This window comes from Escherichia sp. AM3, assembly GCF_032029835.1.
Classification (GTDB): Bacteria; Pseudomonadota; Gammaproteobacteria; order Enterobacterales; family Enterobacteriaceae; genus Escherichia; species Escherichia coli.
The window spans coordinates 54,328-68,451 of the sequence record NZ_JAVUPQ010000008.1 but is presented as its reverse complement, the minus strand read 5'-3'; the positions used below and the strand labels follow the sequence as shown (position 1 = coordinate 68,451).

Below are 14,124 nucleotides of genomic sequence, written 5' to 3'. Positions count from 1 at the left end.
AAATTACATTCCAACCATATTGTTCAGTTGCAGCATCGGCTCGAGGATGGCGATGACGATAAACAGCACCACGCCCGCCATCATCACCACCAGCGCCGGTTCAAACAGCCCTAACGCCAGCCCCACCTGGGTATCAAATTCCCGTTCCTGGTTAACAGCGGCCTGCTCAAGCATGGTTTCCAGTTCGCCGCTCTGTTCGCCGGAGGCGATCATGTACAGCATCATCGGGGGGAACAGGCGCAACTCCGCCAGCGCGGCACGCAGACTGCTTCCTTCGCGGACGCGATCTGCCGCCAGCAGTAGTTGTTGTTCGACATAGCGATTTGCCGACACGGCGGCAGCGGTCTGAATGCCTTCCAGTAGCGGAACACTGCTGGCGGTGAGGATGCTTAATGTGCGGGAAAAACGCGCCGTATTCAGCCCGCGCGCAACACGGCCCGTCACGGGCAGACGCAGCAAGGTTTTATCCCGGCGCAGGCGCATAGCAGGATTTTTAAGTAGCCGTTGCCCCAGCACCAGAAGCGCCAGCAATCCCGCCAGCCAGTAAACGCCGCTGGCCTGTAACGCGTCGCTCATGGCGATAAGCGCGCGGGTGGTGGCGGGCAGCGCGTGTCCGAGGTGATCGAACTGTTCGATGATTTTCGGCACCACTGCCGTCAGCAAAATAGTGACTACGCCCGTTGCCACCACCAGCAGAACCAGCGGATAGAGCATGGCCTGCAATAGACGTGATTTCAGGCGCTGTCGCTGTTCGGTGTAATCTGCCAGGCGATTGAGCACCACGTCGAGATGCCCGGATTTTTCTCCGGCAGCAACCATCGAACAAAACAGAGAATCAAAGACGCGGGGATGTTCGCGCAGGCTGTCCGACAGGGTGTAACCTTCCTGAATCCGGCTGCGCAGCGCCATTCCGAGGCTTTTTACATGCAGTTTTTCACTTTGCTCACTGACCGCCTGTAAGCAGGTTTCCAGCGGCATTGCTGCCTGTACCAGCGTTGCCAGTTGGCGCGTGAACAGCGCAAGATCTGCCGCCGCCACGCGACGATGTGCGTGCCGCCGACGCTGCAACATCCCCCCTGACGAAGTATTCATCCGGGCTTCAATATGCACGGGGATAAGCTCTTTACCGCGCAACAACTGGCGGGCATGACGCGCGGAATCCGCCTCAATCATACCTTTGGTTTTGCGACCATTACGCTCCAGCGCCTTATAGTAAAACAGTGCCATTACGCCTCCATGGTTACCCGCAGAACTTCATCGAGAGAGGTTTCTCCGGCGAGCACTTTCTCAATGCCGTTGCTGCGGATACCCGCAGAGTGTTGTCGGACATAACGTTCCAGCTCCAGCTCCCCGGCCTGACGGTGGATCAAATCACGCAATGTGGCATCCACCACGATCAGCTCATGGATGGCAGTCCGTCCGCGAAAACCTTTGTGATTACAGGCGGGACAGCCCTGTGGATGGTACAGAGTGACGGTACGGGCGTCGGTAATTCCCAGCAGGCGTTTTTCTTCGTCAGTGGCTGGTGCGGGCTGGCGGCAGTCGGGACACAGCGTGCGAACCAGTCGCTGCGCCATCACGCCCGTCAGGCTGGAAGAGAGCAGGAAAGGCTCCACGCCCATATCCTGCAAACGTGTGATCGCCCCCACCGCTGTGTTGGTATGCAGCGTGGAAAGGACCAGGTGTCCGGTAAGTGAAGCCTGGACGGCGATTTCTGCGGTTTCGGTATCGCGGATTTCACCGACCATCACCACATCCGGGTCCTGACGCAAAATCGCGCGCAGCCCACGGGCAAAGGTCATGCCGACGCGGGTGTTAACCTGCGTCTGACCGATCCCTTCAATCATGTATTCGATGGGATCTTCAACCGTGAGAATGTTGCGCGAATGGTTGTTCAGCTCCTGCAATCCGGCGTACAGCGTGGTGCTTTTGCCGGAACCCGTCGGCCCCGTCACCAGAAAGATGCCGTGCGGTTTGTGTAACAGCTGGCGCAACTGCGCGGTCAGTTGCTGGCTAAGCCCCAGACGCTCCAGCGTCAGGCGGGCCTGGTTTTTGTCCAGCAGTCGCAGCACCACGCGCTCGCCCCAGGCAGAAGGCATGGTGGAGACACGCACGTCAATCGCCCGGCCGCCCAGCAACAGCGCAATACGTCCATCCTGCGGCACGCGCTTTTCGGCAATGTCCAGCCGCGCCATCACCTTGATACGCGACACCAGCAGCGAGGCCAGTTTGCGCCCCGGACGCAGCATTTCATGTAATGTGCCGTCAACACGAAAACGGATCACCAGACTCTTTTCAAACGTCTCAATGTGGATATCCGAAGCGCCTTCTTTGATTGCCTCTGCCAGCATGGCGTTGATCAGTTTGATGATCGGCGCATCGTCGTCGCTTTCCAGCAGATCTTCCGTTTCCGGCAGTTCTTCCGCGAGGGTAAAAAAGTCCTCGGCAGAACCGAGATCTTCCATCAGCTGGCGAGCCTCGGAAGAGTCCCGCTGCCAGACCGCATTCAGCCGCTGTTCAAATTCGGCCTCGTCGATTTGCCGCAGCGTAAAGGGCGCGTTCAGCCCCCGCTGCAGCTCCTGCAAAACAGAGAGCGATAGCGGATGAACGTGGAGGATCTCCAGCGACGCTTCGCACCATGCCACCAGGCTAAACCGACGGCTGAAACTGTAGGGCAGACGCACGGTGTTGGCGGTGGTTTCCTGTGCTACAGGCACCATTAACGCGTTCTCCCGGCATTGAGGAACGCGCGAACTTCCGGCGGTAAGGCCTGGTTTTGCGCTGGCAGTACCGGCTGTGCGGTGTGCGGCATCAGGCTTAAGCCTTGCTCATCGCGATAGATCTGTTCGGCGCGCATATAGTTATATTTGCGCTGCGACACGCCGTCTGCCGCCATACCGTCACGCAGAATGGTCGGACGGATAAACACCATCAGGTTACGTTTTTCTTTTTTATCCGCCGTCGATTTAAACAGGTTACCAATTAATGGGATATCGCCAAGCAGCGGCACTTTCGCCACGCTTTCTCCCGCCTGGTCGTCCATCAGACCACCAAGCACAATCAGCTCACCATCGTTAGCCAGCACGGTGGTTTTCAGTTTGCGCTCACCAAACACCACGTCGAGGCTGGTCTGTCCTTCCACCTTCGAGACTTCCTGCTCAATCACCATCTGTACCGCGTTACCTTCGTTAATCTGCGGCGTGACTTTCAGCATGATGCCGACTTTTTTCCTTTCTACTGTATTGAAAGGATTGCTGTTATTGGAGCCAACGGTAGAGCCGGTTAATACCGGAACGTCCTGGCCCACCATGAAGAAGGCTTCCTGGTTGTCCAGCGTGGTGATGCTCGGCGTGGAGAGCACGTTAGAGCTGGAGTCGTTTTTAACCGCCTGCACCAGCGCCATCCAGTCGCCTTTCACCACACCAACCGCCGTACCGCTAAAGCCGGAAAGAAGCTGGGCGAGCGTGGAGAGATCGCCGTTGGTATCCGGATTAATGGTGGTAGCGCCGTTTTCACTGATCACCGTCGAGCCTTTCTGCGGTTTCGCCTGAGAAATGGCTGCGCCCAGCGTACCGATAGGGATCTGCGTACCATTAGCAAACTGCATTAATCCGGCATCTTTCGACGCCCACTGCACGCCGAAATTGATATTGCTACCTTCGGCAACTTCCACGATCAACGCCTCGACATGCACCTGAGCACGGCGAATATCCAGTTGTTCAATCACGCTTTGCAGCGATTGCATGATGTCCTGCGGCGCAGTAACAATCAGGGCATTACTGTGTTTGCTGGCGGCGATGGAGACAATCTCACGCCCGCTACCGACCGTGCCTTCCGCCTCTTCTTTAGCCGCCGTGAGCGTGCCGCTGACCTGCTTCAGTACATCGACCAGATCTTCGGCTTTGCTGTATTTGAGATAGAAAACCTGGCTGTTGCCGCTGCGCTCCATTTCTGAGTCCAGGCGACGGATCAGACGGCGCATTTTGTCCCGCGTGGCGGGGTCACCACTGACAATCACACTGTTGGTGCGTTCATCGGCGACAATTTGAGATTTCAGCGTCGCAGGCTGGTTCTCGCCGCTGTTTTTCGTCAGGCTTTCCAGCACGCGGGCGATTTCCGAAGCCGAGGCGTTATCCAGCGGGATCACCTCTTCAGTGCGATTACCCGCGTGATCCACACGCTGGATCACTTCCGTCAGCCGCTCCACGACGGAGGCGCGTCCGGTGAGCATAATCACGTTGGAGGGATCGTAATTAACAACGTTGCCTGAGCCTGCGCTGTCGATCATCTGGCGCAGAATCGGTGCCAGCTCGCGTACTGACACATTACGTACCGGCACTACTTTGGTGACCATTTCATCGCCCGCGTAGTTGTCGCTGCCTTCACCGACCAGCGGCAGCGGCTCGACTTTCGCAGCGCTGGATTTCACCACCTTCAGCACGTCGTTTTCCATCGGTACGACGGCATACCCCTGTGCTTCCAGCAGGTTAAGGAATAGCTGGTAATACTGGCGTTCATTGAGCGGGGTCATGGTGCGAATACTCACTTTCCCCTGTACGCCCGGCCCCATAATGATGGTTTTATTAAGGTTAGCGCCGACGGTTTCGATGAACGATTTCAGGTCGGTATCTTTAAAATTAGCGGTGAAAGTGGCTTCTTCCGCCCAGACCGGCGAACTGCATAATGCCGCTGCCAGCACCAGCGGCAGTAAACGCTTTTTTGTTTTGAGGCCAGTTGTCTTCTTACGCCAGACCGACAACGTAATATCACGCCAAAACACGATGAATGATTCTCCTGGATTAAATGCGGTTAGCGCAGCGCGATGGAAATGTCGTGGCGCGCACCCTTGCGTAAAACCGTAAGTTGAATGGAATCCATTGAAGGTAACTGCCGCATCAGAGCAATCATTGCTCGTGGATCAGTGAAATCCTGCTGATTTAGCGCAATGGCGATATCGCCTTCCTTGAAACCGCTGGCATCGAACAGAGAACGATCTGCCCCCGGCTTCACTGCATAACCGACAATCCCCTCCTTACGCACAGGCGTAAGCTGGATATAGTTAAAAATTTTCTGCGGATCTTTCGTCAGTGCCTGACGCACGGCAGTCGGGATCTCAACTGGCGCACTGGCAGCAGGCTCAGCAACAGCTTGCTTTGCTTCGTCACTGACGGCTTTTTTGTTGGTCACGGCTACGGTGGAATGCCCCTCTTCTGCCAGGCTCAGGCGCTCTATTTTTCCCTGATAGCGCAGCATCACATGGTCGCGGTTGATTTCCTCAATCACCGCGTTGTGAGAACCAAGCCGTTCCCCCTGCAAATAGACCTGCTGTTTGCCACCTTCTTCAATAACCGCGCCGGGTCTGGCACCAAAGGCGATCCCACGCAACACCACATTAAGACGCGTTTCTGCCACAGGCACAGGTTCGGGTTGTTTTACCGGCGTGGCGACGGGCTGATATTTGCCAAACCAGTTTTGCTGGCTGATTAATTGCACGTCATTTTTATCGAACGTTTTTGCATCCGCACGGGGCGGTTTATTCGCCGATGGGGAAACAGCCGTATATTCCGCAGAAAAGGAGAAATAGCGCCAGAGTGAATACGCCATTTTTGCAGAAATAATAAGCAGCATCAGCCAGAACATCCCGCGTGCAATTTTGCGCAGATGCTCTTTGTCTGTATTAAGAGATTGTCTCTGGTTAAGAGTGTGACGAATTTTTGTCAGCCATTGAATGAGATAAATTCGTGCGTCACGAAAAACAACCCGCGCCAATTTATATCTACCCAACGTTATGCTTTGACTATTCCACAGGTGGTACGATCCAGTTTCCGCTGATACTGGTTACCTGTACGTGTATCATTAATCGTTATGCTGTAATTAATTCCCTCAGTGAGCATTAATTTCACCGTTGGGTCATTGCACATTTGTCGTTGATAGCTGGTTAAAAAGGCGTCAGGCGTCTGCGTGGTCTGAGTCCCCGCTTCGCTGATAATGGTCATTTTTACCGTCGTGCCGCTACTTTGTGCCAGCACTAAGGTATATCCCGCAGATTTAATCGGCAGGTTTTGGCTGATATTTTGCGCCTGTTTTTTCGCCAGTAAACTGGCATTTTCATTATGGCTGGCACAGCCACTTAATAATCCTGTAACGCTCAACAATAGCGATATTAATACCCTCCCTGGCATTTGTTTTATCGACATGGTAAATAATCTCTAAGGTTATTAATAAGAGTTAAAATGTCACTTTGATAATGACGTTGTTATCATTAAAACAATGCCTGTAGATAAATTGTTGCTATACCGCCCAGACTTAAACACGGTCCAAAAGGCAGTGTGGTTGATCCTCTTTTTGTAATAACGGCATATATCAGGCCGCAGCATGATGCGATTAAAGCAACATTGGGTAGCGACAACGGCCCCACCCAACTACCTAACGCAGCGAACAATAATACATCGCCCATGCCTAATGCTTCTTTACGCAGAACTATTCCGGCTATCCAGCGCAGGGAGTAAAAAGCGATAAACCCCACCAGGACGCCGGTAACTGCATCTTGTAGCGTGAGCGGGCTCTGCTGCGCCCATGCCGCACTCAGTCCCGTCCACAATACGCCCTGAGTAAAAACATCGGGCAGCCATTGGTGATCGAGGTCAATGACGCTCGCGGCAATCAGCCAGGCGGATAATATCATCACCGCCAGCGCCCATCCACTTTCCGGCCAGACCAGACTCGCCAGCAAAAAAGCGAGTGCCGTCAATAACTCCACCAGCGGATAACGCTTGCTGATTTTCGCCTGACAGTCGCGGCAGCGCCCTTTGAGCATCAGCCAGGAGAACAGCGGAATATTGTCACGTATCCGGATGGTCTGCTGACAATGTGGACAGTGCGAACGTGGCAGCGCCAGGCTTATTTTTGACTGCGCACTCGGCATTTCACCGTGAAACTCCGCCATTTGTTGGCGCAGCATGATGGGGTAACGCCAAATCACCACATTCAAAAAACTACCTATAATCAATCCTCCGACGGTTGCCAGGACGGGCATCGCCGCGGGGTATTGCTGAAAAACATCAAAAAGCATGGTTAAAGGTTGTTTGTTGTAACTTGCCGGATGCGGGCCTGCAGGTGTATGCCATATGGCTTTCCTCCAGGCCCGATAAGCTGGCGCAACCCGGTGCGCCTTATTTCATGCCGGATGCGGCGTGAACGCCTTATCCGGGTTATTCAGCAGGCATCGAATACTCGGTAACCTTGTTAATGGTTTCCGGCCCTTGCTTCGGTTTCGGCAGATCGAGTGACGCGAGCGTGTTGTAAGCCGACTGGCTCACACCGCCCTCGAAGCTCATCTCTGTCGCTCCCGGCAACTGGTAAGCATTCGCGCCCGGATTCCATTTCTTAAAGAATGCGGAAAGGTCCGTCTGAGCGACCCAGGATGCACACAGCATCAGCGTGTCGGCAGCGTTACCGTTGGATTCGGCACAGTAGTTTCTGTTGCCAAATTTGTCATTGCCAACATCATCGCCGCGTGCTTTACGGTGCATCAACTGGAACAGGTTCCAGCCTTTCATCCCTTCACGCTCGCTGTAGAACGCTGGCAGAGAGCCTTCTGGATACCACTGTTTGATATCAAAGTTTTTCTCTGCCCATTCCTTCAGCTGCGCGTACATCAGCAGACGGTCACCCGCACCGCCACGCGCCCATGCCTGACCGTTGCTCTCCTCCAGATATTCCGGCGCAACGGTAATATCGTCAGCGACACGGTTCATCTTGCCGAGATAACGATCCTGCATGTACAGCGCCAGCACGTTGTTCGCCACTTCAGTTGCGCCCGGTACAGTCAGCGGCGTTTCTGCAGCGTTGTGCCCTACTTCGTGCCAGATCAGCCAGTCGTTCAGCGGCGTCGTCGGCAGCGTGGTGCTGTTCGGCGAGAAGCTGCTGTTCATCACCGGATAACCAGAGTGCGCATCACCGATGGAGATCTGCACATCGTTGGTGAAACGATGTTTGTGCCCCGTCAATGCTTCATAGGTAAACATCCGGTGCTTACCGCTTTCGCCATCACGACCGTAGAAGTCATTCATCGAGCTGGCAAAGGTATCCAGATCCTCAGCGAATTGTTTCAGACCGCCCTTGTAATTGCTGGCCTCAAGGTTCTTCTTCGGCGTGGTATAGACGAACGACGCAGACTCCAGCTCACCCAACGGCGCAGGGGATTTCAGGTCGTTTTTCCATTTACCGTCTTTATAGAACGGCGCTTTTACCACGCCAGTAAAGGTGAAGTTGGCTGATTTCTCCTCTTTACTGTCGCTCTTGATATAAATCAGACCACCGTAAGGAACCTTGAACTTCACCGTGCCGCTAGCATCCAGAGAGTATGTTTTAGTCACTCTTGGCGGACGGTTCAGCGCAACCTCATGCTTCTCACGCCCGGTCAGGTCGTCAGCCAGCGCCACGGTAACAGTCACAGGGACTTTCGCATTGGACTTAATGCTGACTTCCTGCTGAGCCGGAGCCCACAGGCCAGTAGACTGCATGTTACCCGCAAACCATTTGGTCGGATTCGAGTACAGGTTGATGGTTTCAGTAACCTCCTCACCTTCAGCCGATACCGCCCCCGGATACTTCTCGACATCAACCTTGATGTTCAGATCCCACCAGGAACGCCCCAGCATCAGGCGCGTCAGCGGTTTTTCCATATAGTTAAGCGGGTAGCTCGGGTTCATCATGCCCGCTTTGCTGCCTTCACCGTAGATCATCTTGTTATCGATCAGCGATTGTTTCAGCTCTGCGGAGCACTGCGTGCCACCATCATAAGCATTGTTGGCGTAACAGTTCAGGAACTCGGTGAACGTTTTAAAGCCCAGCTCGTCATCCTTGTCGTTTTCATAGCGATATTCAATTTTATTCCACAGCCAGACCGATATGTTCTGGTACAGACGTTCCAGATCGACGCTGCTCAGACGCTCACCTTTGCGACCATTGGTACGGAAGTAAAGCTCATGCTGATACAGACGCTGAATGTTGGTGCCTAAATCCGCAGCCTGCACCATCGCTTTCGCAGTGTCGGCGTTAAGGCTTAGTTGCGTATACTGTGGAACATACATGCCACCAGTAACCGGAACCCCCGTGCCAGGACGATATTCCAGACAGTTGACCTCATAGTGGTAGTCAGAATCCTTACACTCTTCCAGCCCTGGGAACGCGTCCAGAATTCTCTTCTTCGCCGCAGCCAGTGACTCAGGCGTTTTGTGGTCGGCTTCATCGATAAAGGCGAATTGAGTTACCTGTTTACCCTCAACTTCTTCCTGCCAGCTGGCAACTTCCAGCTTCGGTTTGTCATCAGGTTTGTTTTCTTGCTGATATTTCCAGATAACTTCTTTCGTGGTGTCATCAATGGTATACGGTGGTTTACCATCGACAGCCGGATAACGCTCATAGACCCAAATTGGCGTTGAACGTCGTTGACGAACGCGGTCCGGGTAGCCTTGCGGATCGTTATTTACTACCGACTTGTTAAGCGCCATCGACAAACCTGCGGCATCAAGCAGACGTACAAAGCCAGATGCGCTCTCTTCCTCAAGATTGCTCATCACGTTTTCCATGATCAGCACCGATCCACCTTTGTTCATATAGGCGATCAAATCGGTCACATCCTGCTGGGTCAGCTTCGGTTTGCTGGTATCTGCACGCAGCGGGATTGCATAAGGATCGTTACCAACCTGAGTCACATACTCAAAGCCGTTGAGGATCAGCAGCGGCATTTCCTGCGGGTCGAGATCGCCATAGCTACTTAAATGCTCAACAGAGATACCCGCAAAATCCGGATGAAAGCCGAACGCAGCACTATTTCCTGTAACCTGCCCGTGTTTTTTGAAATACACCGTGTCCAGGTTAGTACCCACGGTCATATTGGATTTTGCATCCGGCAACCAGCGATCATTTGACAGATAGCGCAGCACGTTCTCCATGAAGTTCTTCATGTCATCCGGGTCGCTGTTGAGCGTACACTGCCCATCTTTATTAACGCCCCCGTTCCAGCTGTAACCGTTCGGGCAACGCAGGATGCTGTTGTAGTGTGGGTTACCGATAACCATCAGCTTGCCATCGCCCACTTGCCCCAGCGAAATAAACGGCAGGTTGAAGGTGGCGGTTTCGCGTGTCACGTTCTCTGGTCGCACAATGGAAGGCGCTTCAGTAATGTACGCCAGCTCATTTTTATCCCAGGCCCGTTTCTCGCCGAAGGCCAGCCAGTAGTTTTTATCATTACGCGCCATCAGAATCGGGAAGGCCGCGTTGGAGATATTCACCACCGCCTGACCGCGCGCATTACCCGTGCTGCCATAGAAGTTGGTGGAGTCATGGAATACATGGAACTTGCTGACAGATTTGTAGTTCGTATCCACGCCCCACAGCTTGTTGATAACGCCCTGAATCTGGCCGTCATTAACATTGCGCGTCGTCAGCGAGAACCAGCGAGCCTCGTTACAACCATCGGTTTTCGCACAAATCGCGGTATCGATCTCTTTGGCCTGACCCGTATTAAACTGCTCAATAAATTCGTTAGGCAGATTAACGACTTGCTCACCTTCCCCCAGCGTCGCACCGTTGGATAACGAGAGATTGATAATCTCGTTGATCACGTTGGGATATTCGGCAAAGACCTTGCGTACATCGTCCGGAACAACACGGGTATTATTTTGCCCGGTCGTCGAATAGCGATGAATAAGCTGATCAATATTCGCCCCGCGAACTTCATCACCCAGTTCAGTCAGCGCAATGGTCGACTTATTGCCGCGCACTGAACCCAGTTCAAAGGTATCGATACCAAAGGAGATGGTTTCGCCCCAGCTAAAGGAAAATTCACCATTTTCCCCTGTCACGCCACGGCCTGAATTGGTGTAGTAGTTGACGCCAGCAACACCATATCCCTGGCTATCGACCAGTCGACCTTCAGAGAGAATGATTTCAGTGGGTTGATACTGATAAAACTGTTCCGCGTTAGCCGACACGAAGGAAGCGTTCAGATCCGGTTTTGTTCCCGGCGTGGTGACGGGCACGACCGGTGAAGTATGAGTGGATGGCGCTTTATCGGTCGCAGCATTGTTTTCCACCTCTTCATTGACCAGCTTTTTGAACTCTTCCGGTGCCAGATCGATTTGCTTATACAGCGAGTCGAAGCGTTTACTCTCGATCACCGAGGAGAACGTCAGACAAACCTGTTCTGTATTCGCCGGACAGCTGTTACTGGACGTTATCAGCGAAACCGCATTGCTTTTCTTGTCATCGGAGCCCGCCAGTTCTTGCGCGTCCTCAAGGCTAAACGACACTTTTTCAACCGCACGCAAGCTACGCGCAGCTTCTGACTGAGTGTTGAAGGTGGCAATTGTCGTGTTACCCGCCACGCAAGTAACGTCCTCGCCAGGTTTAAATGTAAAGCCATCGCTGGATTCACCATTACAGGTAGCACCAGTTACCCGCTGGCTTCCGCCCTGGGTCAGATAACCCGTTTTCGTAGGAACAGGTTCTGGCTCCGGTTCTGGTGTTGGTTCAGGATCAGGTATCGGTTCTGGCGTAGGCTCTGGGTCCGGCGTTGGCTCAGGCGTCGGCTCCGGGTTTGGTGTTGGATCAGGTTTCACTTCCGGCAAAGATCCTGTTCCAGAATCTACAGGCGGCGTATCGGAGGAAGATCCGGAACCACCGCCATCACAACCGGCTAACAGGGTTGCGCTCAAAATAGCCGCTAAAAGCGATTTCTTATATTTAAATTTCTTATTCATTAATAACGCAAGTGACAAAACAATGTTAAAAAATTCGTAACTGGGAGAAATAGTTTTATGCTTTATCTTCTCTAATAACTTCCTCCATTCTTAAGAAAACGACATCATTGATAGAAAACAGGTGAAATTTATAAGAATAACCCCTATACGATGTCTATCTGGCTATTTTTACGAAATTTCAACAAACAAAAAATTAACAACATTTCACAACGTAACTATATAAATTTGTTGGTAGTTTTAACGATTAAGATTGCAAAAGCAACAGATAGAACGGTGTTTGCTCATCAAGCGAACATAATTAATACAGACTTGTTTTGCGTGATAAAAAAATAGATGTTCTCACGATCTTAATTATTTAGCAGGTTATCTGAACGCAAAACATTATTGCTGCATGGATAATAAAGCGAGAAATGATTTTCAATTAATAAGACAGAATAATGTAAATGAAGCCGGATGATATTAACGATCATCCGGCTTTATTGATTTACGAGACTAACATCCCGGTAAACACATACGCCTGCAGCAGGGTGATAATACCGATAACGCTGGCAAAAATCAGACTGTGCTTCACGGTGTAGCGGAACAGTTCAGATTCTCGGCCCACCATGCCCGTCGCGGCGCAGGCCACGGCGATAGATTGCGGGGAGATCATCTTGCCAGTTACGCCGCCGCTGGTGTTTGCTGCCACCAGCAGGGTGTCAGAGACGTTGATTTGCTGCGCCGTGGTCGATTGCAGTGAACCAAACAGGGCGTTAGAGGAGGTGTCCGAGCCGGTAAGGAATACGCCCAGCCAGCCGAGAAACGGTGAGAAGAACGGGAACATCACGCCTGTACCTGCCAGTACCAGCGCCAGCGTGGTGGACATGCCAGAATAGTTGGTGACGAAGGCGAACGCCAGCACCATGCCAATCGACAGTATCGGCCACTTCAAGCTAATTAGCGTTTCGGCAAAGACGCCAATACCTTTCTTGATCCCCACACCGAGGATGAAGATAGAGATAATCGCCGCAATAAAAATAGCGGTGCCGCCAGCCGAGAGGGGGTCGAATTTAAACACCGCATCCATTGGCGTTGGTTGGGCGACAATGGGTGCCGCTTTCAACACTTGTTGATGCAAATGAGGGATCTGGAAATTAATCACCAGTGAATAAAACGCGCCGCCCGGAGCAAATAACGCTTTAAACGGCTTCATGGTCCAGATGGTGACCAGCACCGTTAAGATTAAAAACGGTGACCACGCTCGAATGATTTGCCCCAGACTATATTCTGAAGGCACGGGACCGCCAGAAGATGGCTTATTTACCACCATCGCACCTGCGGATTGTCCCATGCTGATTGCCGTTTCGGTATTTTTCGGCCGCCAGACTTTAAGGAATAAAGCGAGTGAGACGATACTCACCAGCGCCGAAGTAATATCCGGCAGTTCCGGACCAATATAGTTAGAGGTAAAGAACTGAGTGACAGCGAAGCTTCCCCCAGCAACCAGCGCCGCTGGCCACGTCTCTTTCACCCCTTTCCAGCCGTCCATCATTGCTACCAGCCAGAACGGCACAAGAACCGACAGGAACGGTAACTGACGTCCCGCCATTGCGCCAATGTGGAACGGATCGATTCCCGTTACCTGACCGGCGACCAGAATCGGCACGCCCAACGCACCAAACGCCACCGGCGCAGTATTGGCAATCAGACACAGCCCCGCCGCGTATAACGGTTTGAAGCCCAGGCCCACCAGCAGCGCACCGGTAATCGCCACCGGCGCACCAAAGCCAGCCGCTCCTTCCAGCAACGCACCAAAGGAGAAACCAATCAGTAACACCTGCAAACGCTGATCGTCGGTGATGGAGATAACCGAGCTGCGGATAATATCGAACTGCCCGCTGGCAACGGTTAATTTATACAGGAACACCGCCGCGACAATAATCCACGCTATTGGCCATAATCCATAAATAAAGCCATAGCCCGCAGCAGCAAATGCCATATCAATCGGCATTTTAAAGGCGAATATTGCAATCAGGATAGATAATATAAGGGTTATTGCTCCAGCGACATGTCCTTTCAGACGTAATACCGCGAGTGCAACGAAGAAGAATATTATCGGGATCAGGGCGACCAGAGCGGATAGCCCCAGTCCTCCCATCGGCATATACATTTGGGTCCAGGTAACCATATTGTTCAGTCTCTTATTATCTTTATATGCTTGATATACTTAAGGTTGTAATAAGCAAAAGAGGACTGAACTGTAAAATATAGGCGTTATACTTTACAGCAACAGTACGCCGCTAACGCAATTGCTACCTCTGGCATAACAAGTATATCGGGTAAGGGTTTCTGTTCCGCACACGCAGACGCAGAGTAT

At 52.5% G+C, this 14,124-nt stretch carries 8 protein-coding genes; all 8 read right to left on the bottom strand.

Annotated elements, in window-relative coordinates:
• Nucleotides 1-3: 3 nt before the first annotated feature.
• The 8 genes from gspF to glcA all read right to left on the bottom strand — a co-directional run bounded on the left by gspF (nt 4) and on the right by glcA (nt 13,935).
• Complete coding sequence (gene gspF, locus RTW80_RS05860; protein WP_312718642.1) at nt 4-1,227, bottom strand: type II secretion system inner membrane protein GspF; 1,224 nt, start codon at nt 1,225-1,227, stop codon at nt 4-6.
• On the bottom strand, nt 1,227-2,720 hold the full coding sequence (gspE, locus tag RTW80_RS05855; protein WP_000249348.1) for a type II secretion system ATPase GspE: 1,494 nt from the start codon (nt 2,718-2,720) through the stop codon (nt 1,227-1,229). Before gspE ends, gspF begins: the two co-directional genes overlap by 1 nt.
• Nucleotides 2,720-4,780, bottom strand: a complete 2,061-nt coding sequence (gspD, locus tag RTW80_RS05850) for a type II secretion system secretin GspD (RefSeq protein ID WP_000498824.1) — start codon at nt 4,778-4,780, stop codon at nt 2,720-2,722. The genes gspE and gspD overlap by 1 nt, the downstream gene beginning before the upstream one ends.
• A gap of 29 nt (nt 4,781-4,809) precedes the next feature.
• Nucleotides 4,810-5,769, bottom strand: coding sequence for a type II secretion system protein GspC (gene gspC, locus RTW80_RS05845; RefSeq protein WP_000135079.1), 960 nt, complete (start codon nt 5,767-5,769; stop codon nt 4,810-4,812).
• A 17-nt stretch (nt 5,770-5,786) separates the two neighbouring features.
• Nucleotides 5,787-6,197 (bottom strand): type II secretion system pilot lipoprotein GspS-beta, encoded by a 411-nt coding sequence (gene gspS2, locus RTW80_RS05840; RefSeq protein WP_001300497.1) that lies wholly within the window; start codon nt 6,195-6,197, stop codon nt 5,787-5,789.
• A 65-nt stretch (nt 6,198-6,262) separates the two neighbouring features.
• Nucleotides 6,263-7,072 carry a prepilin peptidase PppA gene (pppA, locus tag RTW80_RS05835; RefSeq protein ID WP_012135973.1) on the bottom strand — a complete coding sequence of 270 codons (810 nt, stop codon included), beginning with the start codon at nt 7,070-7,072 and terminating at the stop codon, nt 6,263-6,265.
• Nucleotides 7,073-7,211: 139 nt separating this feature from the next.
• Nucleotides 7,212-11,768, bottom strand: a complete 4,557-nt coding sequence (gene sslE / locus RTW80_RS05830) for a lipoprotein metalloprotease SslE (RefSeq protein WP_063119409.1) — start codon at nt 11,766-11,768, stop codon at nt 7,212-7,214.
• Nucleotides 11,769-12,252: 484 nt separating this feature from the next.
• On the bottom strand, nt 12,253-13,935 hold the full coding sequence (gene glcA / locus RTW80_RS05825; protein ID WP_000259302.1) for a glycolate permease GlcA: 1,683 nt from the start codon (nt 13,933-13,935) through the stop codon (nt 12,253-12,255).
• Between the last annotated feature and the right edge of the window lie 189 nt (nt 13,936-14,124).